19 protein-coding genes and 1 pseudogene are annotated in these 22,684 nt (G+C 59.5%); 5 read left to right on the plus strand and 15 right to left on the minus strand.

Annotated elements, in window-relative coordinates; translation table 11 throughout:
• Nucleotides 1-259: 259 nt before the first annotated feature.
• The 3 genes and pseudogenes from clpB to rluD all read right to left on the minus strand — a co-directional run bounded on the left by clpB (nt 260) and on the right by rluD (nt 4,650).
• Nucleotides 260-2,834, minus strand: a pseudogene (clpB, locus tag RHM58_RS03635) (ATP-dependent chaperone ClpB).
• Between the two features lie 131 nt (nt 2,835-2,965).
• Nucleotides 2,966-3,691: a peptidoglycan editing factor PgeF gene (gene pgeF / locus RHM58_RS03645; RefSeq protein WP_322269682.1), complete on the minus strand. Its 726-nt coding sequence runs from the start codon at nt 3,689-3,691 to the stop codon at nt 2,966-2,968.
• Nucleotides 3,688-4,650: a 23S rRNA pseudouridine(1911/1915/1917) synthase RluD gene (rluD, locus tag RHM58_RS03650; protein WP_201198050.1), complete on the minus strand. Its 963-nt coding sequence runs from the start codon at nt 4,648-4,650 to the stop codon at nt 3,688-3,690. The genes pgeF and rluD overlap by 4 nt, the downstream gene beginning before the upstream one ends.
• Before the next feature lie 151 nt (nt 4,651-4,801).
• On the opposite strand from rluD, the gene RHM58_RS03655 reads away from it, so the two are divergent.
• From RHM58_RS03655 to RHM58_RS03670, 4 genes are all read left to right on the plus strand, one after another.
• Entirely contained in the window at nt 4,802-5,824 is a 1,023-nt protein-coding gene (locus tag RHM58_RS03655; RefSeq protein WP_201198051.1) for an outer membrane protein assembly factor BamD, read from the plus strand.
• Between the two features lie 137 nt (nt 5,825-5,961).
• Complete coding sequence (locus tag RHM58_RS03660) at nt 5,962-6,195, plus strand: PP0621 family protein (RefSeq protein ID WP_201255787.1); 234 nt, start codon at nt 5,962-5,964, stop codon at nt 6,193-6,195.
• Entirely contained in the window at nt 6,185-7,774 is a 1,590-nt protein-coding gene (locus RHM58_RS03665) for a sensor histidine kinase (RefSeq protein WP_201198053.1), read from the plus strand. The genes RHM58_RS03660 and RHM58_RS03665 overlap by 11 nt, the downstream gene beginning before the upstream one ends.
• A gap of 2 nt (nt 7,775-7,776) precedes the next feature.
• Nucleotides 7,777-9,117: a sigma-54-dependent transcriptional regulator gene (locus RHM58_RS03670; RefSeq protein WP_322269684.1), complete on the plus strand. Its 1,341-nt coding sequence runs from the start codon at nt 7,777-7,779 to the stop codon at nt 9,115-9,117.
• Nucleotides 9,118-9,247: 130 nt separating this feature from the next.
• Here the strand turns inward: RHM58_RS03670 and thiO are convergent, their stop codons facing one another.
• The 7 genes from thiO to RHM58_RS03705 are packed head-to-tail and all read right to left on the minus strand — an operon-like array spanning nt 9,248 to nt 16,042.
• On the minus strand, nt 9,248-10,348 hold the full coding sequence (thiO, locus tag RHM58_RS03675; RefSeq protein ID WP_322269685.1) for a glycine oxidase ThiO: 1,101 nt from the start codon (nt 10,346-10,348) through the stop codon (nt 9,248-9,250).
• Between the two features lie 56 nt (nt 10,349-10,404).
• Nucleotides 10,405-10,806, minus strand: a complete 402-nt coding sequence (locus RHM58_RS03680) for a type IV pilin protein (RefSeq protein ID WP_201198056.1) — start codon at nt 10,804-10,806, stop codon at nt 10,405-10,407.
• 15 nt (nt 10,807-10,821) lie between these two features.
• On the minus strand, nt 10,822-13,932 hold the full coding sequence (locus RHM58_RS03685) for a pilus assembly protein (RefSeq protein WP_322269686.1): 3,111 nt from the start codon (nt 13,930-13,932) through the stop codon (nt 10,822-10,824).
• Nucleotides 13,919-14,401 (minus strand): pilus assembly PilX family protein, encoded by a 483-nt coding sequence (locus tag RHM58_RS03690; RefSeq protein ID WP_322269687.1) that lies wholly within the window; start codon nt 14,399-14,401, stop codon nt 13,919-13,921. Before RHM58_RS03690 ends, RHM58_RS03685 begins: the two co-directional genes overlap by 14 nt.
• An 11-nt stretch (nt 14,402-14,412) precedes the next feature.
• The gene (locus RHM58_RS03695; RefSeq protein ID WP_201198059.1) at nt 14,413-15,126 is read right to left on the minus strand and encodes a PilW family protein; all 714 of its coding nucleotides are present in this window, start codon (nt 15,124-15,126) and stop codon (nt 14,413-14,415) included.
• Nucleotides 15,123-15,572 carry a type IV pilus modification protein PilV gene (pilV, locus tag RHM58_RS03700; protein ID WP_201198060.1) on the minus strand — a complete coding sequence of 150 codons (450 nt, stop codon included), beginning with the start codon at nt 15,570-15,572 and terminating at the stop codon, nt 15,123-15,125. Before pilV ends, RHM58_RS03695 begins: the two co-directional genes overlap by 4 nt.
• Nucleotides 15,569-16,042, minus strand: a complete 474-nt coding sequence (locus tag RHM58_RS03705) for a GspH/FimT family pseudopilin (protein WP_201198061.1) — start codon at nt 16,040-16,042, stop codon at nt 15,569-15,571. The genes pilV and RHM58_RS03705 overlap by 4 nt, the downstream gene beginning before the upstream one ends.
• 129 nt (nt 16,043-16,171) lie before the next feature.
• Between RHM58_RS03705 and RHM58_RS03710 the strand changes: the two genes are divergently transcribed.
• Nucleotides 16,172-16,729 (plus strand): GspH/FimT family pseudopilin, encoded by a 558-nt coding sequence (locus tag RHM58_RS03710; protein WP_322269690.1) that lies wholly within the window; start codon nt 16,172-16,174, stop codon nt 16,727-16,729.
• On the opposite strand, the gene ispH is transcribed toward RHM58_RS03710, so the two are convergent.
• From ispH to ribF, 5 genes are all read right to left on the minus strand, one after another.
• Nucleotides 16,698-17,645, minus strand: a complete 948-nt coding sequence (gene ispH, locus RHM58_RS03715) for a 4-hydroxy-3-methylbut-2-enyl diphosphate reductase (RefSeq protein WP_201255784.1) — start codon at nt 17,643-17,645, stop codon at nt 16,698-16,700. The two genes, RHM58_RS03710 and ispH, sit on opposite strands and share 32 nt — an antisense overlap.
• A 236-nt stretch (nt 17,646-17,881) precedes the next feature.
• On the minus strand, nt 17,882-18,319 hold the full coding sequence (gene fkpB / locus RHM58_RS03720) for an FKBP-type peptidyl-prolyl cis-trans isomerase (RefSeq protein WP_201194680.1): 438 nt from the start codon (nt 18,317-18,319) through the stop codon (nt 17,882-17,884).
• Between the two features lie 7 nt (nt 18,320-18,326).
• Nucleotides 18,327-18,839: a signal peptidase II gene (gene lspA, locus RHM58_RS03725; protein ID WP_201194590.1), complete on the minus strand. Its 513-nt coding sequence runs from the start codon at nt 18,837-18,839 to the stop codon at nt 18,327-18,329.
• Nucleotides 18,832-21,663 carry an isoleucine--tRNA ligase gene (gene ileS, locus RHM58_RS03730; RefSeq protein WP_322269692.1) on the minus strand — a complete coding sequence of 944 codons (2,832 nt, stop codon included), beginning with the start codon at nt 21,661-21,663 and terminating at the stop codon, nt 18,832-18,834. The genes lspA and ileS overlap by 8 nt, the downstream gene beginning before the upstream one ends.
• The gene (ribF, locus tag RHM58_RS03735) at nt 21,664-22,614 is read right to left on the minus strand and encodes a bifunctional riboflavin kinase/FAD synthetase (protein ID WP_201198065.1); all 951 of its coding nucleotides are present in this window, start codon (nt 22,612-22,614) and stop codon (nt 21,664-21,666) included.
• Nucleotides 22,615-22,684 lie beyond the last annotated feature (70 nt).

Genomic DNA, 22,684 nt, shown 5'->3' on the forward strand with positions numbered 1-22,684 from the left:
CTCTTCGACCCGTTCGCATCGCTGCGTTCGTGTGTCTGAGGCGCGCTATTCTACAATCTTAAGCACCTCTGTCAACCCCCTAAATTGCATTCAAGTTAATGATTTGCAACTTATTTCAGATTTCTGCTTGGGGAGCAGAAACCCTTCCGGGTGACTTACTGCGGGGCGCACTTTACAAGCCTTTTCCTTAGAGTTCAACAGCCTGGCGAAAAAAAGGCCTCGCAATGCGAGGCCTTCTTTATTTCACTGGCATTACGGCTCAGGAGAAAACGATTTCGTCGTTTTCTACAATGCCGACAGCCGTCTCGCCCGGCAGGAAACGACGGACAGAATCAACTGCGCCAACGGGTTCTCGATCCAGCGCTGGATCGCTCGTTTGAGCGGCCGTGCGCCATAGACCGGGTCGTAACCCACTGCGATCAACTTATCCATCGCCTCAGGGCTGAGCTCCAGTTTCAGCTCACGCTCGGTCAGGCGACTGCGCAGACGACCCAACTGGATCTCGGTGATGCCCGCAATCTGATCCCGCGCCAACGGTTCAAAGATCACCACTTCGTCGACTCGGTTGATGAACTCCGGCCGGAAGTGCGTGGAAATCGCATCCATCACTGCCGCGCGCTGGGCTTCACGATCACCGACCAACTCCTGGATCTGTACCGAGCCCAGGTTTGAGGTCATGACGATCACGGTGTTTTTGAAATCCACCGTGCGGCCATGGCTATCCGTCAGTCGGCCGTCTTCCAGCACTTGCAGCAAGATGTTGAAGACGTCCGGGTGGGCCTTCTCGACCTCGTCCAGGAGGATTACCGAGTAACGGCTTGCGACGCACCGCCTCAGTCAGGTAACCGCCCTCTTCGATAGCCTACGTAGCCTGGGTGGCGCACCGAATCAGTCGAGCCACGGAATGTTTCTCGCATGAACTCGGACATATCGATGCGAATCATCGCCTCTTCAGTCATCAAAGAGGAATTCGGCCAGCGCCTTACACAGCTCGGTCTTACCGACCCCGGTCGGGCCGAGGAACATGAACGAACCACTCGGGCGATTCGGGTCGGACAACCCGGCACGGGAACGCCGCACCGCATTGGAGACCGCGATCACCGCTTCGTCCTGGCCGATCACACGTTGGTGCAACAGGCTTTCCATCTTCATCAGCTTGTCGCGCTCGCCTTCGAGCATTTTCGACACCGGAATGCCGGTCCACTTCGACACGACTTCAGCGATCTCTTCTTCGGTCACCTTGCTGCGCAGCAACTGGTTTTCGCTTTTGCCGTGCTGGTCGACCATTTGCAGGCTGCGCTCCAAGTCCGGGATAACCCCGTATTGCAGCTCGGCCATGCGGTTCAAGTCGCCTTTGCGGCGGGCAGCTTCCAGCTCCTGACGGGACTGTTCGATTTTCTGCTGGATCTGCGCCGAGCCTTGGACTTCGGCCTTTTCCGCGTTCCAGATTTCTTCGAGGTCCGAATACTCACGTTCCAGCCGAACGATTTCTACCTGGAGTTTTTCCAGGCGTTTAATCGCCGCTTCGTCGCTTTCTTTCTTCAGCGCCTGGGATTCCACCTTCAGCTGAATCAGACGACGCTCCAGACGGTCGAGCACTTCCGGCTTGGAATCGATCTCCATGCGGATACGGCTGGCAGCCTCGTCGATCAGGTCGATGGCCTTGTCCGGCAGCTGACGCGCGGTGATGTAGCGATGGCTGAGCTTGGCCGCCGCGATGATCGCGCCGTCGGTGATCGCCACCTTGTGGTGAACCTCATACCGCTCTTTCAAGCCCCGCAAGATAGCAATGGTGTCTTCTTCACTCGGCTCTTCCACCAATACTTTCTGGAAGCGCCGCTCGAGGGCCGGCGTCCTTCTCGATGAACTCGCGGTATTCGTTGAGCGTCGTCGCTCCGATCAGGCGCAGTTCGCCGCGAGCCAGCATGCGGCTTGAGCATGTTGCCGGCATCCATGCGAGCCTTCGCCTGTTACCGGCGCCGACGACCGTGTGCAGCTCGTCGATGAACAAAATGATCTGCCCTTCCTGCTTCGACAGCTCATTAAGCAAGGATTTGAGGCGTTCTTCGAACTCGCCGCGATACTTGGCACCAGCAATCAGCGCGCCCATGTCCAGGGACAACAGACGTTTGCCTTTGAGACCATCCGGCACTTCGCCGTTGATGATCCGTTGGGCCAGGCCTTCGGCGATGGCGGTCTTACCCGACACCGGGTTCGCCGATCAGCACCGGGTTGTTCTTGGTACGGCGTTGCAGGACCTGAATGGTCCGGCGAATTTCATCGTCACGGCCAATCACCGGATCGAGCTTGCCTTCTTCGGCGCGCTTGGTCAGGTCGACGGTGTACTTATCCAGCGCCTGACGCGACTCTTCGTGGTTGGCGTCGTTAACCGCTTCGCCGCCACGCAGGTTGTTGATCGCGTTTTCCAGGGCTTTCTTGCTCACGCCTTGGCCGAGCAGCAGTTTGCCGAGCTTGTTGTTGTCGTCCATGGCGGCGAGCAACACCAGTTCGCTGGAGATGAACTGATCACCCTTCTGCTGGGCCAGGCGATCGGCCTGGTTGAGCAGACGCGCCAAATCTTGCGACATGTTCACGTCGCCAGTCGGATTCTGGATTTTCGGCAGTTGGTCGAGCTCTTTGGTCAGCTCTTTGCGCAGGCTGTTGACGTCAAAGCCGACTTGCATCAACAGGGGTTTGATCGAACCACCCTGTTGTTCAAGCATCGCTTGCATCAAGTGCGCCGGTTCAATGCCTGGATGATCGAGGCCGACGGCCAGGGATTGGGCGTCGGATAGAGCTAACTGCAATTTGCTGGTTAAACGGTCTATACGCATGGGTCACCTTCCTTTTGAGCAGGCCGGACCTAAAAAACCATCCTGAGTGAAGAAACCTGCCAGATACCTCACTAGATGCGGTCGATTCTGGGAGTTTCAAGCGTCATACGGTTGATGTAGATCAGGGAAGCTTAGTCTTCGAGCCAGATCAAAGAGGCAAACCGACCAGTGTGTGGACTGCGGCGGTAAGAAAAGAAGCGTGGATCGGTCACGGTGCAGAAACCGCCACCATAAACAGCGGTGACGCCACGAGCTGCCAGACGCAAACGCGCGAGCTCATAGATGTCGGCCATGAACTTGCCGGCGTTCTGACTCGGAACGAAGGCTTTAGCAGCCTCAGGCAGTTGCTGGATGAAGACTTCCCGTACTTCGGGGCCGACTTCAAAGGCTTGCGGGCCTATGGCCGGGCCGAGCCAGACCAGCACCTCATGCGGTGCCACGGCCAGACTGTCGAGGGTCGCCTCCAGCACACCCGCCGCCAGCCCGCGCCAGCCGGCATGGGCTGCCGCGACGCGAGTGCCGGCACGGTCGCAGAACAGTGCAGGCAGGCAATCTGCCGTCATCGCCGTGCAGGCAATACCGGGCGTCGCCGTCCAACTGGCGTCGGCAGTGGCTACCAGACCTGGATCAGCATGAGACACAGCAATGCCGTGAACCTGCTGTAACCAGGCCGGTTGAATAGAGAAATGATCGGTGAGGCGACGGCGATTTTCGGCCACAGCGTCTGGGCTGTCGTCGACGTGATCGCCGAGGTTGAGGCTGTCGAACGGCGCCAGACTGACGCCGCCCGCACGGGTGGTCACACAGGCTTTCACCCCGGCAGGCGCAGGCCAGTCGGGAATCAGCCAGCCGCTCATCCGATGAACGCCTCACGGTCTTGCTTGAGCAGGGTCAGCAACCAGACGAAATCGTCCGGAAGTGGCGATTCCCAGCTCATGCGTTTACCGGTCGTCGGATGATCCAGCTCCAGGAACCGCGCATGCAGTGCCTGACGTGGAAACGCCTTCAACGATTCGACCATGGTCACACTGGCTGCCGGCGGGATACGGAAACGACCGCCGTAGGCAGGATCTCCGACCAACGGGAAGTTGATGTGAGACATATGCACACGAATCTGGTGCGTACGACCGGTTTCCAGCTTCACCCGCACGTGAGTGTGGGAGCGGAAACGCTCGAGCACGCGGTAGTGGCTGACGGCTTGCTTGCCACCTTCCATCACCGCCATGCGCTGGCGTTGCTGGCCGTGACGACCGATCGGCGCGTTGATTTTGCCGCCGGCGGTCACCACACCGATCACGATGCACTCGTAGATCCGGCTGACGCTGCGACTCTGCAACTGTGTTACCAGCTGCGTCTGCGCTTGAATGGTCTTGGCCACCACCATCAGACCAGTGGTGTCCTTGTCCAGGCGATGCACGATACCGGCGCGGGGCACATTGATAATGTCCGGCACGTGGTGCAGCAAGGCGTTGAGCAAGGTGCCGTCAGCGTGACCGGCAGCCGGATGCACCACCAGACCCGCAGGTTTGTTGATCACCAGGATGTCGTCATCTTCATAGACGATGTCCAGCTCAATGTCCTGAGCGATCCATTCGCCCTGAGCTTCCTGCTCGGCGGTTAGCTCAAGAATGGCGCCACCATGAACGATGTCTCGCGGGCGGATAACCGCCCCATCCACAGTCAGGCGGCCGTCTTTGATCCAGGCGGAAAGGCGCGAGCGCGAGTGCTCAGCGAATAATTGTGCGGCGACTTGATCGAGGCGTTGGCCGCCCAATTCGGACGGCACCTCTGCGCGAAGTTCAATTTTATCGGACATGCTCAGACTAGGCGTCGGCACAGCCTTTGGTTTCGGCTGCGCGCTTGTGGTTAAATACGGCGTCTTTTGCCCCGATGCTATTCAAAGGGGCGCTCATCATAACAGGACGGCCCCGCCCAAGACAGCGGCCGTCATAGGGACGCAAGCCGCCATGCAAGTGAAACACCTGCTGCTGATCGCCATCCTCGCATTGACCGCTGCTTGCTCATCGAAGGAAGTCGTAGACGAAAACCTTAGCGAAGTCGAGCTGTACCAGCAGGCTCAGAAAGATCTGGATAACAGTAGCTACACCAGTGCCACAGCCAAGCTGAAGGCCCTGGAGTCGCGTTATCCGTTCGGGCGCTACGCTGATCAGGCTCAACTCGAGCTCATCTACGCCAACTACAAAAACGCCGAACCTGAGGCTGCCAAGTCTGCCGCCGAGCGTTTTATTCGTTTGCACCCACAGCATCCGAACGTGGATTACGCGTATTACCTCAAGGGTCTGACCTCCTTCGACCAGGACGTCGGCCTGCTGGCGCGCTTCCTGCCGCTGGACATGACCAAGCGTGACCCGGGCGCTGCCCGCGACTCGTACAACGAGTTCGCCCAGCTGACCAGCCGCTACCCGAACAGCCGCTACTCGCCGGATGCCAAGCAGCGCATGATTTATCTGCGCAACCTGCTGGCCTCCTACGAGATTCACGTTGCCGACTACTACCTGACTCGTCAGGCCTACGTCGCCGCCGCGAACCGTGGTCGTTATGTCGTGGAGAACTTCCAGGAAACCCCTTCGGTCGGTGACGGCCTGGCGGTGATGGTCGAGTCCTACCAGCGTCTGCACCTGGACGAACTGGCCAACACCAGCCTCGAAACCCTGAAGCTCAACTACCCGAACCACCCAAGCCTGGTGGACGGTCAGTTCAAGCCATCGGTAGCCGAAGCGGACAACCGTTCGTGGCTGAGCAAGGCGACCCTGGGCCTGATCGAATCCCGTCCGCCGCTGCCACCGGGCGAAACCCGCGCCAACCAGGACGTGCAGAAGCAGTTCCAGGACGCGAAAGATTCGATTCCTAGCGAGCTCAAGCCTAAAGATGGCAACGGCGAAGTGATCCAGGAAGAACAACACGAAGCGGAAGGCAACAACAGCGACCGTTCGTGGTTCAGCTACATGACCTTCGGTGTGTTTGACTGACACCTGCGGTTACGCAAAAAGGGAGACTTTCGAGTCTCCCTTTTTTATGGCCCTTTTTTTGTGAAGCGCTTATTACGCTGTGCGCCCGCCATGTCCTTGGCTAAACTGCCTGATCATCATTCATAAAGCAGCCCGCCATGCTTCGTTTACTGTTCTGGATCGCCCTGATTGCCGCTGCGGTATGGTTCTGGCGCAAGTTCAAAAGCCCGGCGTCTGCCGCACGGCCCAATGCCGAACTGGAAGCTGCACCGATGGTTCGCTGCGCCCACTGCGGCGTGCACCTGCCTCGCGACCGTGCGCTGAGTCTTCAACAACAGTGGTATTGCAGCCAGGCTCACCTCGAGCAAGGCCCGGGCTCCAGTGATCGCTGAGGCTTCCAGCCCCGGCAGCAAACAAGCCCAGCGACTGCTGCGCCTCTATCATCTCTACCGTTTAAGTATCGGCATCACCTTGGTGCTGTTGATCTCCAGCAACATGGACAACCAGTTGCTGATGTTCGCCAACAACGACCTGCTGCGCAGTGGCAGCTGGTTGTACCTGGTACTGAATATTCTGCTGGTGGTGTTCCTGGAGAATACCCGCCGTCCCGGCCAGTTATTCAGCCTGGCCCTGGCCGATGTGTTGCTGCTGTGCGGTCTGTTCTACGCTGCCGGCGGTGCGGCCAGCGCCATTGGCAATTTGCTGATCGTGTCCGTGGCCATCGGCAACACACTGTTGCGCGGGCGTATTGGCTTGCTGATCGCCGCAGTCGCGGCCATTGGCATTGTCGGTTTGAGCTTCCTGCTGAGTTTCAGCCGCCCCACCAGCCCCAACGACTACCTGCAAGCCGGCACGCTTGGCGCCCTGTGCTTTGCCGCGGCATTGCTGGTGCAAGGTCTGATCCGGCGTCTGGAGGTCAGCGAACACCTGGCCGAGCAGCGGGCCAGCGAAGTGGTCGGCCTTGAAGCCCTGAACGCGCTGATTTTGCAACGTATGCGCACCGGCATCCTGGTGCTCGATGACCAGCGGCGGGTGCAACTGGCCAACCACAGCGCCCGGTCCCAACTGGGCCAGGACCACCTCGACGGCGAGTTGATCGATGATTATTCACCGACCTTGGTCGAACGCCTGCAACTGTGGTTCAACAACCCGACCTTGCGACCCCAAAGTCTGAAAATCGCCAGTTCCGGCCTCGAGCTGCAACCAAGCTTCATTGCCCTGGACCAAAGCCCCCATCATCAGACCCTGGTCTTTCTCGAAGACCTCGCCCAGATCTCCCAGCAGGCCCAGCAACTGAAACTCGCCGCCCTGGGTCGCCTGACCGCCGGTATCGCCCACGAGATCCGTAATCCGCTGGGCGCCATCAGTCATGCCGCACAGTTGCTGCAGGAATCCGAGGAACTGAACGGCGCGGATAGACGTCTGACCCAGATTATTCAAGACCACTCTCAGCGAATGAATCGGGTTATCGAAAACGTCCTGCAACTGTCCCGCCGTCAGCAAACCACGCCGCAACGGCTCGATCTAAAGCCGTGGCTTGCGCGGTTCGTCGCCGAAGCCCGCGAGACCGCGACCGAACGCCAGACCATTCACCTGCGCATCGGCGCCGGCCATGTCACAACGCTGATGGACACGAATCAACTGTCCCAGATACTCGACAATTTGTTGCGCAATGGCTGGCGTCACAGCGCCCTGATTCATAAACAGGCAGAGGTCTGGCTTGAGTTGTTTGTCGACCCCGACAGCCAGTTGCCGGTCCTCGAGGTGCAGGACAATGGCCCCGGCGTGGCGCCGGACCAGCAGGCGCACTTGTTCGAACCCTTCTTCACCACCAGCAGCCAGGGCACTGGCCTGGGGCTTTATCTGTCCCGTGAGCTGTGCGAAAGCAACCAGGCGCGCCTAGACTTCAAACCACGCCAAGGCGGCGGCTGCTTTCGCATCACCTTTGCACACGGACGGAAACAAAGTTGAACATGAGCCCACGGCAAAAAGTCCTGATCGTCGACGACGAACCGGATATCCGCGAACTCCTGGAAATCACCCTGGGACGGATGAAACTCGACACTTTCAGTGCCCGCAACCTTGGCGAAGCCCAAGCCCTGCTGGCCCGGGAGTCATTCGACCTGTGCCTGACCGACATGCGCCTGCCGGACGGCACTGGTCTGGAACTGGTGCAGCACATCCAGCAACGTTACGCCCAAGTGCCGGTGGCGATGATCACCGCCTACGGCAGCCTGGAAACCGCCATCAACGCCCTCAAGGCTGGTGCCTTCGACTTTCTGACCAAACCGGTGGACCTGACCCGGCTCCGGGAACTGGTCACCAGTGCCCTGCGCCTGCCCGCACCCGGTGGCGCCAGTACCGCCATCGATCGCCGATTGCTCGGCGATTCGTTGCCCATGCGCAGCCTGCGTAAACAAATCGACAAGCTGGCCCGCAGCCAGGCACCGGTGTACATCAGCGGTGAATCCGGCAGCGGCAAGGAACTGGTCGCTCGTCTGATTCACGAACAAGGCCCGCGCGCCAATCGTCCCTTCGTCCCGGTCAACTGCGGGGCGATACCGTCGGAATTGATGGAAAGCGAATTTTTTGGCCATCGCAAAGGCAGTTTCAGCGGCGCCATCGAAGACAAACCAGGCCTGTTCCAGGCAGCCCATGGCGGCACTCTGTTCCTCGATGAAGTGGCTGATTTACCGCTGGCGATGCAGGTCAAACTGCTGCGGGCGATTCAGGAGAAAGCCGTGCGCAGCGTCGGCGGCCAGCAGGAAACCGTGGTCGATGTACGCATCCTTTGCGCCACCCATAAAGACCTCGACGCCGAAGTCAGTGCCGAACGTTTTCGTCAGGATTTGTATTATCGGCTCAACGTGATCGAGTTGCGGGTGCCGCCCCTGCGTGAACGCCGGGACGATATCGAGACACTCGCCAGCCATGTACTCAAGCGCCTGGCGGCCGGCACCGGCCAACCCGCGACAAAACTCCACCCGCTAGCCCTTGATGCGCTGAAAAGCTACCGCTTCCCAGGCAACGTGCGGGAACTGGAGAACATGCTCGAACGCGCCCACACCTTGTGCGAGAACAAACAGATCGAAGCCAGCGACTTGCGCCTGGCCGACGGTAACTGCGCTGCCGAAGCCGGCGTGCCGGACCTGACCCGGATCGACAATCTGGAAGATTATCTGGAAAACGTCGAGCGCAAACTCATCCTCCAGGCGCTGGAAGAAACCCGCTGGAACCGCACGGCGGCGGCGCAGCGGCTGAATCTGTCGTTTCGGTCGATGCGCTACAGGCTGAAGAAACTCGGTTTGGATTGAGGGCCCCTTCGCGAGCAAGCCCGCTCCCACTTTGATCTCCAGTGTTCACAAATAATATGTTCACCGACGTTCCAATGTGGGAGCGGGCTTGCTCGCGAATGCGATCTGACAGTCGACAAAGATCCTGCGACTAGATCCGCCCAACCGGCGCATACGGTGCCGGATCAATGATCGGCGCCCTGCCCAGCATCACATCCGCAAACAACTGACACGACGCCGGTGCCAGCACCAGCCCATTGCGATAATGCCCGCAATTGAGCCAGAGCCCGTCAAACCCTGGCACCCGGCCAATGTAGGGAATGCCTTCTGGCGAACCCGGCCGCAACCCGGCCCAGTGGCCCACCACCTCGGCATCCGCCAGCGCCGGAATCAACTCCACGGCCGAGGCTTTCAGGCTTTCCAGCGCCGATTCGGTGGGGGTCTTGTCGTATCCTTCGTGCTCCAGCGTACTGCCGATCAGGATATGCCCGTCGCGTCGCGGGATCGCATATCGCCCCTTGGCCAGCACCATGCTCGGCAGGAAGTTCGCCGCGCATTTGTAGAGAATCATCTGGCCTTTGACCGGCTCGACCGGGAGCTCCAGGCCAAGGCTTTTGAGCAAGTCGCCGCTCCAGGCACCAGCCGTCAGCACCACCTGATCGCCATAAATCGCGCCCGTTGATGTCTGCACCCCGACCACCGCATCGCCTTCACGGATAAACCCGCTGACTTCGCACTGCTCATGGATCGTCACGTTCGGCAGCGCCAACAGCGCCGCTTTCAAGGACTTCACCAGCCGTGGGTTGCGCACATTGGCCACATCGGCCATGTAGATCGCCCGGGAAAAACCGCTACCCAAGACAGGCACAGCGTCATGAGCCGCCGAGATATCCACAGCCCGTAGCGGACGATTTTCCCGTTTGGCCCAGGCCAGCGCTTCGGCCTCGTCGTCCAGGTCCAGCCAGTACAGCCCGGTTGTGTGCACTTCGGGGTCGACACCGGTGGCGGCAAAAAGCCTTTCACCCAGCTGTGGATAGAAATCCTGGGACCAGTGAGCCAACGCAGTAACCGCCGGGCTGTAGCGCCACGGATAGAGCGGCGAAACGATGCCACCCCCGGCCCACGATGACTCCTGGCCGACGTTCGAGCGATCCAGCAGCACAACGCTCTGTACTTCGGACGCGAGATTGAATGCGGTCAGCAGGCCGATCACCCCGCCGCCGACAATCACCACTTGCTGTTGCCTGCTCATGTTCTGATCCAACCGTTCAATAGACAGAGGGCGCAAGAGGCACCCGAAAAAGAAACTCAGCGACCCCAGCAATCCTTGGTGACCAGCCCGGCCTGGGCGTTGACCATGCCTCTGACGCCGGTACTGGTGATGGTGAAATCGCCGCACTTGTCAGTAGCCATGGCCGCGCCGACCTTGCGCACCGCCGTCACCAGGAAGGTCTGATCGGTGATGGTCGGTGTAATGGTGTAGTAGTCGTTACCCGCGCTCAGGCCTGTGACGTTGGTGTAAACGTTATTTTTTGAATAGAACCGCTCAAGAATCTGCGCTTGATCGGAAAGCAGCCCGACCACGTCGGCGCGACGGCCCTTTTTCACGTATTCGGTGAAGCTCGGATAGCCAATGGTGGCGATTATCCCGATGATCGCAATCACGATCATGATTTCGATCAGGGTAAAACCTCGGTTGGATCTGCGCATTGCCTCAACTCTCACTTACTGTATTTGTCGCCACATGATGCGACGGCTGCCGCCACCGCCGGGTTTCTCCACAAGGGAGGTGATGCCGCCGCTGGAGTCGTTCACGATCTTGCGGGACGCATTGTTGACGACCGCGTTCAGCGTTGGAATACCACCGGTGAAAATCACCCCGCTGGAAATCGCATCGTTGCTGTCGACCACCCCGTCACCATTGGTGTCGAGCACTGCGTAGTTGAGCATCTTACCGCTGAATGCATCCAGTTCGACCAGTTTGCCGGTGCCGAAACTGGCGCAAGGGTCGGTGGTATCCACGCTGGCCGTGGTGAACACGATCCGACCAGCCACCAGACTGGCCTGATTGATCACCCGCTCACCCGTCAGCACGTTGTTGTAAACCAGCGGCAGGTACCAGCCCTGCTCCGCCGGGTAAGTCGTTTCATTCTGAGTCGTGGTGATGAACTGCCCGCCGGTGCTGCTGGTGGTCACTCCGGTCACCGCCTGTGCCTGCAAACTCGACACGGTCAGTTGACCAGCGCCGCCATTGGCATCCCAGACTGCGTAAAAGGCCTGGAGATCCTTACTGGTCTTGTCGGTGGTCTCGTTGAATTTGCCGGTGCCGAAAAACACTTCCTTGCCGCCCAGGGAGTTGTCCGCCAGCAGCGGTTGCGCGGTAATCGGCTGAGTGGTGCCACCGGGAGTCGTGAACAACGGCTTGCCGGAAAAGGCCACGCCCCAGGTGTCGGTCGTCGCGCCGCTCAGGTCGAACTTCCACATGCGCCCTTTCAAGTCGCCGCCATAAGCGGCCTGCACCACGTTCTGCGAGTTGACCTTGAGCTTCACCGACGACAAGCCGTTGGTGGTTTCGGTACTGTCGATGACGATTTTCTTGATCAGCGAACCGTCACGAACATCCACCACATACAACGCCGCGACACCGGAATTGCTCCCATAACCATTGGAGATGAATGCCGCCCAGCGCCCATCGGCCAAGCGTGCCACTTCGGGGCGGGCATAGGCATAACCCAGGTCATTGAAAACGTTTGCCGTGTTCGCAGTGGTCGGCGCACTGATTTCCCACAACGCATTGAATACATTGCCCGCCGAGGCATCGAACAACTGCACGGCGTAGAACGTCTTGCCACCGGCCCCTACACCGCCAAGGGCCAGGGTTTTCCAGGCGCTGTTGAGTTGCATATCGAACACGCCGACCTGACCATCGACCAGAAACTTGTGGCTCACCCCGTTGATGTAGGCGGGATCGGCGATGTAGTGCAACGATGGCAACACACTCGAAGGCATATAGGCAAAACGTCGGGCGCCGTTGGCCGCGTTGATAACGTTGAGGAAGCCGTTGTTGGCATTGACCACCAGGCTGGCGCTCATGTTGGCCGCTTTGGTTGCCAGGTAGGCGGTGTAAGTGGAGTCGCCCACCAGGTCCGAAGCGGTTTGGTCTGTGGGCGAAGCCAGTGCCAGCGGCGAGTTGATGATGTCTCCCAGTAGCACCGTGCGTACTTTCAGCCCGGTCTTGTTGGTGCCCTTGCTCCATTCCACCAGATCATTGCCGACGATGCCGGTCGGCAGGCTCAGGCCGAGTGACGTTTGCTGGGCCGGGGAAAAGTTGCTGTAAGCCAGGGTAACCACGGCGTTGGTCAGGGAGTTCCAGGACTGGTAGATCGGAGCCGTGGCACCAGGCACGATGACCGTGTCGGTGGTCCATAACACCGCTGCGGTGTTCACCGAACCGCTAGTGGTGAAACCATAGGACTTGATCGTCCCGCGCCAGTCCTTGGGGTCGTACGTGGTCTGGTAGTAACTCGAACCGCTGGCCAGCGTGCTGCTGCTGGTGACACCACTCCCGCCGGATCCAGCCTTGGAGGTGATGTTACTCAGGGCAGAAGACAACGCCGCGTTGAGGCCGGCAGCGTCGTTAGCCTGGTAATACAAGCCTTGGCCGTAAGCCGCTGCATCCGACAACATCTGGTTGGACGAGGTGAATCCGACGGTATAGGTGTTCATGTTCTGCTTTGGGAAATCCGCGGAATTCCAGGCCTTGCCCGCCAGATCCGTACCGGTCGAACGCATGTCGATGTCGAAGGCGAACTTGGCGATATCGTCCAGATACAGCGTATCGCCCTCGTTGTCGCCATTGAGGTTGTTGCCGTCATTGTTGATCCCGTCCCAGTTCGGCAAACGGCTGCTGCCCAGAGGGTCGTTGGTCGGGAACGTGCGGTCGTAAGTCGGCAAGCCATCGGTGATCACCACGCCGTAATTCTTTTGGCAGCGGTACTGGATCGGGCTGGTGTAGGTTGTCGGCGTCGAGTTGTAGTACGGCGTCATGCCACGAAAGTAACGGGTGATTTCGTAGTAGGTTTCGGCCAATGGCGTGTTGGCGATGGCGCTCAAGTTGTTGATGGCTGAGATCAAGTTGTTGTAATTGTTGTCAGCTTGAGACTGGGTGACGCTGCCAGTGACGACCGCCAGATCGCTGATGGAACGTGCGATATATCCGCCGTTTGCGGGGCTGTTGCCGGTAGGCGGATTGAAGGTCGACAAACCGATACGCAAGCCCCGGTTACTGGTCACCAATGCCGTGGAAACGTTGCGCGCAACGTTGACTCGATAGTCGTTGGGAATCGAACCGTTAGTGAAGTCACGGTTGCTGCCGTTCGCCAGGCCCACCAGATAAGAAAGGTAGTCGCCGGTATATCGGGTGTTGCCATTACCGACAGGGTCCGGAAGCTTGATGCATTGAGGGGTCAGGCTGTTGTTGTAAAAGGCGTAGGCATTGCTGGAGCAACCGGACTGGGGAAGGCTTGAAAGAAAGATCGAATCACCGACGATATCGCTTCCGCTAAAACATAACCCCAGGAACAAATTACACTGCCTGGCCGGCGTTCGGCCCGTCACTGTCGGATCGAATCCCGCCGCATAGATGATGGTGTTCATGCTCCCCGAATCGTCGATGAGCAGCATGACATTCGGCGGCACGGCGGCGGCGCTCAACAGTGGTGAATCCGATGGCGTGAAGGCATAGGCCGGCGCCGCCAGGTACAAGGCCAATAAGGCGCCGCAAACCACTTGCGCCCATCGTCGGCTCCAGCGACCTCGAGCATCAATACTTGGCATAGACGCTCTCCACCACACTGCGAATGTTGTTACCCACGATGCCCACCGCCGTGACCCGATACAGCGTCGCCGAGGTGTTGCTCGGCACATTGATGGCCGTCAGCGTGGTGCCGATGTTCTGCACCCCATAAAAACCGCCGCCGGCGGCGATCCAATTGACCCCCGACGTGGAGTTGAGCCCGGCACCGGTCACCGTTGAGGATTCAGCCGGCGGCGCGCATTGAGCCGTGGAGCCGCACACTGCCAGCGTATAGGTTGCCAGTTGCACCGCGCTTTCGCCGATGCGCAAGTTCATCTCGGCCAGTTGAAAGGATTGATTGCGCAGGGTCACGCTGCCGGCCATTTTTTCCTGGAGGGTCGCGTTTTGCATCGATGAAATTCCGATCAACGTCAGCAGCAACAGAAACACCAGGCTGATCAACAAGGCCATTCCCTGTTGGTCTTTTTGCATTTTTGTCAGGGTTCTCATCCGGCACTCACCTACTGAAGCCGGTTGCGCAAAGCGGCAACCACGTTGAAAGTTTGATTGCGCACGCGGTTGTTGGGATCGGTCAGGGTCAAGGTCAGGCGAACACTGCGGATCAGCGCGGGGTTGGCCGGGTTGCTGCTGTAACTGGAGGCCCCCACGTCAGTGGTGCTGGTGGCGACACCGAACGACACGTTGAATGCGCTGACGTTGTTGACCAGCACCGCCTGGGTCGGCGTGCCGCTGCCGACGCCCATCAACAGTTGGTTGTTGCTGAAGCTGTAAATCAACCGGCGAATCGGGAAAGCCATTTGCCCGGAGGCCGGTGCCCGCACGCCCGTGTAGGCCGACGCACTGTTTCGACAGTCGGAAACTACCGTCCAGGTCGGCGTCCCGCCGTTACCACCCACATCTGCCGTGACCAGCGTGAGCTTGAGATTGGTGTTGTCCCAACTGATCGGCGCTAACTGACTGGCATTGAAATCACCCGCCGAACTGGCGTCAGTGACAGTCGTCAGGCAACCGAACATACCGACCCCGCGGATTTCCTGAATCATCTTGCTCAATACAAACCGCGCATCTTCCTGCATGCCGGCCGCGGTGTTCTGGCTGACGTAGGTGTTTTTGGCCGAGATAAAAATCTGCGCCACACCCAGCACCACGATCAGGCTCAGTATCAGCGCAATCATCAATTCGATCAGGCCAAAGCCTCGGCTGTAATGTTTCATGGTGTCGTCACCGGGTCGGCGGTGGCGCGACTGGTCAGAACGAAACTGCGACGCGTGTTGGCGACATTAGCGGCTCGCGAGTCATCCCAGGTGATGGTGATGGTGTACACCCGCAGATTCAGCGTAACGCTGCCAGTGGCACTCGCACCGCCGAAGTTGACGATGTTGGTGGTGAAATCGTAGAGATCCTGATCCCGGGCAACGCTCAGGTTGCCCGACGTCGGAGGCGTGACGGTATAGTCGGCGCCGGAGTTGGCGCGGATGCGGTCCATCATGTCGTAGGCGATAAAACTCGCCTGGCTGGTCATTCGCGAGCTGTCGGTGTACTTGAGCGCGTTCAACTGAACCGCCGCCGCCCCCAACAACCCCACCGTCAGAATCAGCAACGCGACCAGTACCTCGATCAGCGTCATGCCCTCCTGAGCACCCTTGCTCCGTTCCCTCATCCGCAACTTCCACCCAGTAGAATCCGTCCGTTCAAGCACACATTCAGCGTCCTGCTCTGCGCCCCCAACACATAACTGATCACCACCGCCGAGGACGGTGCCGACAAACCGCCCAGATTGTTGAAATCGATAGTGGTCACTCCTGAGGTTAGCGTCAGAGTCGCACCGCTGCTCATCGCTGGAACAACCCGCAATACATTGGCCGGTGTGCCAGTACTGTCGTAGACCGTCAGTTCCCCGGTCCAGACGCTGCCACCCGCCGTTGGGCGCAGCCGCGTGGTAATGCCCCGGTCGATGGCCTCCAGCCGTGCGTAATTGAGCCCTCGCTGCAAGTCGCCGATCTCGGTATCGGCCCGGGTGCCTTGCACCGAACGGGTAAACATCGGCACGGCCATCGTAATCAGGATCAGAAAAACCGCGAGGGTGATCAGCACCTCGACCAGCGTGAAACCTTTTGTACGATGATCCATCGGTGCCCTCCGTTGCCGTCGGCTATACCTGCCCTTACACGCTAGAACATTCGACCGGCAGATGTACGGTTGTTTTGCCATTACTCGCGCAAGGATTGCGCGAACGCAGCATTCCACGGAGGGAAATACATGCATCAGCAAGGTTTCAGCCTGATCGAACTGCTTATGGGACTGGCAATTGCCGGGATTGTTCTATTGCTGGTCAGTCCGGCGTTTGCGGCGCTTACCGAATCGAATTATCGTGAGCAGGCCGCGCAATCACTTATCAGCGGCATACGCAACGCCCGGACCGCAGCCCTCACACACAACCAGAACGTGGTGATTTACGGTATCAACGGCGATTGGAGTCAGGGTTGGCGGATCATTCTGGACATCAGTGGCAAGGGGCCTGAGGACAGCAGCAATCCGCTGCTGGTCGAGCGTGCGAGTGACGCTCGGGTGCCGATTGTCGGCAACTGGCATGTTGAAAAGTTTGTACGCTTCAGCCCTCTAGGCCAACCGTTGATGCCGGGCAGGGCCTTTCAAGCAGGGACATTGCACCTCTGCGCAGCCCGCGAACCCATCAGTCACCTACAGGTGGTGATGGCCGCGACTGGCCGCGTCCGCCTGAGCAGCCACAAGGCTGAACAGGCGTTATGTCCCGGGGGCAAAAGCCTTAAAGCAAAGAGCGCACGCGCAACTCTTTAGGCATGGAGAAGGTGATGTTCTCCTCGCGGCCGGCCAGTTCATCGGCACCGGTAGCGCCCCAGGCCTGCAACTGCTGGATCACGCCACGCACCAACACTTCAGGTGCGGAGGCACCAGCCGTGATGCCGATGCGCTCGACGCCGTCGAACCAGCTCTTTTGCAGGTCTTCGGCACCGTCGATCAGGTAGGCCGGTGTAGACATGCGCTCGGCCAGTTCACGCAAGCGATTGGAGTTGGAGCTGTTCGGGCTACCGACCACCAATACCACGTCGCACTCGTCGGCCAGTTGTTTGACCGCGTCCTGACGGTTTTGCGTGGCGTAACAGATGTCGTCCTTGCGTGGACCTCCGATGGCCGGGAAACGCAAGCGCAGGGCATCAATGACGCGACTGGTGTCGTCCATGGACAACGTGGTCTGGGTCACAAACGCCAGTTTCTCGGGATTGTGTACTTGCAACGCAGCGACGTCTTTCTCGTCTTCAACCAGGTAGATCGCGCCGCCATTGCTGCCGTCGTACTGGCCCATGGTGCCTTCGACTTCCGGGTGACCGGCATGGCCGATCAGGATGCATTCACGACCGTCACGGCTGTAGCGTGCGACTTCAATGTGCACCTTGGTCACCAGCGGGCAGGTGGCATCGAACACTTTCAGGCCACGGCCGGAGGCTTCGGTACGCACAGCCTGGGAAACGCCGTGGGCACTGAAGATCACGATGACGTCGTCCGGCACCTGATCCAGTTCTTCGACAAAGATTGCCCCGCGGTTACGCAGGTCTTCGACGACGAATTTATTGTGGACCACTTCGTGGCGCACATAGATTGGCGGCCCGAAGACTTCCAGGGCGCGGTTGACGATTTCGATCGCCCGGTCCACGCCGGCGCAGAAGCCACGGGGGTTGGCGAGTTTGATTTGCATGCTGTGCCTCGTGTCTTGCGCGCAAGAAATAGCGAAAACAGTGAAAAACTTGATGTGGGAGCGAGCTTGTTGTGGCGAGGGGGCTTGCCCCCGTCCGATTGCGCAGCAATCGTAAACCAGCCACTACGGACTCATTCAGAATCGCGTCGGCTGGTTTCAGGGGCGCTTCGCACCCCAACGGGGGCAAGCCCCCTCGCCACACAAACCCGCTCCCACACTAGACCGTGTTCGGTCAGTTACAGCGATTTGACGTCGAAGATCTCGACTTCAAAGGTCAATGTCTTGCCAGCCAGCGGGTGGTTGAAGTCGATGGTCACTTGCTCGTCATCGAAGGTTTTCACCACACCGGGCAGCTCAGTATTGGCCGCATCGTTGAAGATCACCAGCAAACCCGGCGACAGCTCCATGTCCTTGAACTGCGAACGCGGGATGATCTGTACGTTTTGCGGGTTAGGCTGACCAAAGGCGTTTTCCGGCGCAATCGTCAGCGTCCGCTTATCGCCAGCCTTGAAGCCGAACAGGGCCGCTTCGAAACCTGGCAGCAGGTTACCGTCGCCGACCTTGAAGGTCGCCGGGGCTTTGTCGAAGGTGCTGTCGACGGTGTCGCCGTTCTCCAGGCGCAGTGCAAAGTGCAAGGTGACTTCCGTGTTCTGGCGGATGCGTTGCTCAGCCAATACCTGTTCAGTCATGAACGGTTTCTCCGGTCTTCTTACTTTTGAACATGTCCAGCGCGAGCATCACTGCCCCGACGCTGATGGCGCTATCAGCAAAGTTGAACGCCGGGAAATACCAGCGGTTCTGCCAATGCACCAGAATGAAGTCGATCACATGGCCCAGGGCAATGCGGTCATACAGGTTGCCCAACGCGCCACCCAGCACCAGCGCCAAGGCGACAGCCAGCCAGGTTTCGTTGCGGCCCAGGCGTTTAAGCCAGACCACCAGCACCGCACTGACCACGACGGCGATCAGCGCAAACAACCAGCGCTGCCAGCCAGAGCTGTCGGCCAGGAAGCTGAACGCCGCGCCGGTGTTGTAGGCCAGGGTCCAGCTGAACAAATCGGGGATCACCACGATTTGCTGATACATCTCGAGCTTGCCTTCAAAGTAGAACTTGCTGGCCTGGTCAATGACCAGGACCAGCAGGCTCAACCAGAGCCAGCTCAGCCGTCCGAAACGGCCAGCCGCGTTAGGCATAATGACGAACCTCGCCAGCGCCGCTGATGTTGTCGACGCAACGACCGCAGATTTCCGGATGTTCCGGGTTCACGCCGACGTCTTCACGGCAGTGCCAGCAACGGGCGCACTTGGCGAAGGCCGACTTGACGATTTTCAGCTTCAAGCCGCTGACTTCGGTGACTACCGCGTCTTCTGGCGCCTGAACAAAAGGCGCAACGCTGGCGGTCGACGTGATCAGTACAAAGCGCAGTTCATTGCTCAGCTTGGCCAGGTCGGCGCTCAGCGCCTCCTCGGCGAACAGCGTCACTTCGGCTTGCAGGTTGCCACCGACAGCTTTCGCTGCACGCTGGATTTCCATTTCCTTGTTGACCGCGACCTTCACCGCCATGATCCGCTCCCAGTAGGCGCGGCCCAGTTCAACGTTGTCCGGCAGCTCGGTCAGGCCTTCGTACCAGGTGTTGAGCATCACCGATTCGTTACGCTCGCCCGGCAGGTATTCCCACAGTTCGTCGGCGGTGAACGCCAGGATCGGCGCGATCCAGCGCACCAGCGCTTCGCTGATGTGGTACAGCGCGGTTTGCGCCGAACGGCGGGCCTTGCTGTTGGCGCCAGTGGTGTACTGACGGTCCTTGATGATGTCGAGGTAGAACCCGCCCAACTCCTGCACGCAGAAGTTGTGGATCTTGGAGTAGACGTTCCAGAAGCGGTATTCACCGTAGTGCTCTTGCAACTCGCGTTGCAGCAGCAAGGTGCGGTCCACGGCCCAACGGTCCAGCGCCAGCATTTCTTCGGCCGGCAGGATGTCGGTGGCCGGGTTGAAACCGGTCAGGTTCGAGAGCAGGAAGCGCGCGGTGTTACGGATACGCCGGTAGGCGTCCGCACTGCGTTGCAGGATCTGGTCGGAAACCGCCATTTCACCCGAGTAATCGGTGGAAGCGACCCACAGACGCATGATGTCGGCGCCCAGAGTGTCGTTGACCTTTTGCGGCGCGATCACGTTGCCCAAGGACTTGGACATCTTGCGGCCCGACTCATCCACGGTGAAACCGTGGGTCAGCAGCTCGCGGTACGGCGCGTGGTTGTCGATGGCGCAACCGGTCAGCAGCGACGAGTGGAACCAGCCGCGGTGTTGATCCGAGCCTTCCAGGTACAGGTCGGCACGCGGGCCGGTCTCGTGGCCCATCGGGTGCGAACCGCGCAGGACGTGCCAATGCGTGGTGCCCGAATCGAACCAGACGTCCAGGGTGTCGCTGATTTTGTCGTAAAGCGGCGCTTCGTCACCGAGCAGCTCGGCAGCGTCCATCTTGAACCAGGCTTCGATGCCTTCGACTTCAACGCGCCTGGCGACTTCTTCCATCAGCTCGGCGGTACGTGGGTGCAGTTCGCCGCTTTCCTTATTCAGGAAGAACGGGATCGGTACGCCCCAGTTGCGCTGACGGGAGATGCACCAGTCCGGACGGTTGGCGATCATCGAGTGCAGGCGCGCCTGGCCCCAGGCCGGAACGAACTTGGTTTCTTCGATGGCTTTGATCGCCCGCTTGCGCAGGGTTTCGCCGGAAGTCGGCTCTTTGTCCATGCCGATGAACCACTGCGCGGTGGCGCGGTAGATCAGCGGGGTCTTGTGACGCCAGCAGTGCATGTAGCTGTGTTCGATGATGGTGGTGTGCAGCAGCGCACCGACTTCGGTCAGCTTGTCGACGATGGCCGGGTTGGCTTTCCAGATGAACTGGCCGCCAAAGAACTCCAGCGACGTCGCGTACACGCCGTTGCTTTGTACCGGGTTGAGGATGTCGTCGTTGACCATGCCATACGCTTTGCAGGTCACGAAGTCGTCCACGCCGTAGGCCGGTGCGGAGTGAACCACGCCGGTGCCAGCGCCCAGCTCAACGTACTCGGCCAGGTAAACCGGCGACAAGCGATCGTAGAACGGGTGACGGAAGTTGATCAGCTCCAGCTCTTTACCGGTGGTGGTCGCGATGACCGAACCTTCCAGGCTGTAACGGGCCAGGCACGACTCGACCAGCTCTTCAGCCAGTACCAGCAGTTTGTCGCCGACATCGACCAGGGCATAGTTGAATTCCGGGTGGACGTTCAGCGCCTGGTTGGCCGGGATAGTCCACGGGGTGGTGGTCCAGATCACGATCGAAGCAGGCTTGGCCAGCGACGGCAGACCGAAAGCGGCAGCCAGTTTGGCTTCGTCGGCAATCGGGAAGGCTACGTCGATGGTCGAAGACTTTTTGTTCTCGTACTCGACTTCCGCTTCAGCCAGGGCCGAACCGCAGTCAAAGCACCAGTTCACAGGCTTGAGGCCCTTGAACACGAAACCGCCCTTGACGATTTCGGCGAGTGCGCGGATTTCACCAGCCTCGTTTTTGAAGTCCATGGTCTTGTACGGGTTGGCGAAATCGCCCAACACGCCCAGACGGATGAATTCGGACTTCTGGCCTTCGATCTGCTCGGTGGCGTAGGCACGGCACAGTTCGCGGGTTTTGTCCGCGCCCAGGTTTTTGCCGTGGGTCACTTCGACTTTGTGCTCGATCGGCAGGCCGTGGCAGTCCCAGCCCGGAACATAAGGCGCGTCGAAACCCGAAAGGGTCTTCGAGCGGATGATCATGTCCTTGAGAATCTTGTTCAGCGCATGACCGATGTGAATCGTGCCGTTGGCGTACGGAGGACCGTCGTGAAGCACGAACTTCGGACGATCCTTGCCAATTTCGCGCAACTTACCGTACAGGCCAATGCTGTCCCAGCGCTGCAGAATCTGCGGTTCGCGCTGGGGCAGGCCGGCCTTCATTGGGAAGGCGGTGTCCGGAAGGTTTAGCGTGGCTTTATAGTCGGTCATTTAAGGCTCTTCATTAGCGATTGGCGCTAGGTGCGACAGGGCACGGGCGGCGGCGACATCCGCATTGATCGCCGTCTTAAGCGCCTCCAGAGAGGCGAAACGCTGCTCTTCACGCAGCTTGTGGTGGAAAACCACCGTCAAACGCCGGTCATACAGATCGCCGGCAAAATCTAAAAGATGCACTTCGAGGTGGGCTTTGCCATCACCTTGGACCGTTGGCCGCACGCCGATGTTGGCGACGCCTGGCCAGGTCTTGCCGTCGATGTCGACGTTGACCAGGTAAACCCCGGTCAGCGGCACGCGACGGCGCTTGAGTTGTATGTTGGCAGTTGGCGTACCGAGTTGGCGCGCCAGCTTCTGGCCATGCAGGACGCGCCCGGCAATCCGGAACGGACGACCGAGCAAGCGTTCGGCCAAGGCAAAATCGGCAGCGGCCAGGGCATTACGCACCTGGGTGCTGCTGACGCGAATACCGTCCAGCTCGACGGTTTGCGCAGCCTCGACGGTAAACCCCTGCAGGACGCCGGCCTGTTGCAGGAAATCGAAATCCCCTACCCGATCACAGCCAAAACGGAAGTCGTCACCGACCTCCAAATGCTGCACGCCCAGACCGTCTACCAGAATCGTATCGACGAATTCGCTGGCGCTGAGTTTGCTCAGGCGCTGGTTGAACGCCAGGCACAAGACCCGGTCGACCCCTTCGTCGGCCAACAGCTGCAGTTTGTCCCGCAACCGGGCCAGACGGGCCGGGGCCGTGTCTGGGGCGAAGAATTCCCGCGGCTGCGGCTCAAAAATCACCACGCAGCTGGGTACGTTCAACTCGAGCGCGCGTTCACGCAGCCGGGCCAGGATAGCCTGGTGACCACGGTGAACACCGTCAAAGTTGCCAATAGTGGCGACACAGCCCCGATGCTGGGGGCGCAGATTGTGGAGGCCTCGAACCAGCTGCATAACGCGCTTCTTGCTCATAAAGTGGTCGATTATAACCACACCCGGCGGCCGACGACAGGCAACACCGTAA

It is taken from the genome of Pseudomonas sp. 10S4, from assembly GCF_034344865.1.
GTDB lineage: Bacteria > Pseudomonadota > Gammaproteobacteria > Pseudomonadales > Pseudomonadaceae > Aquipseudomonas.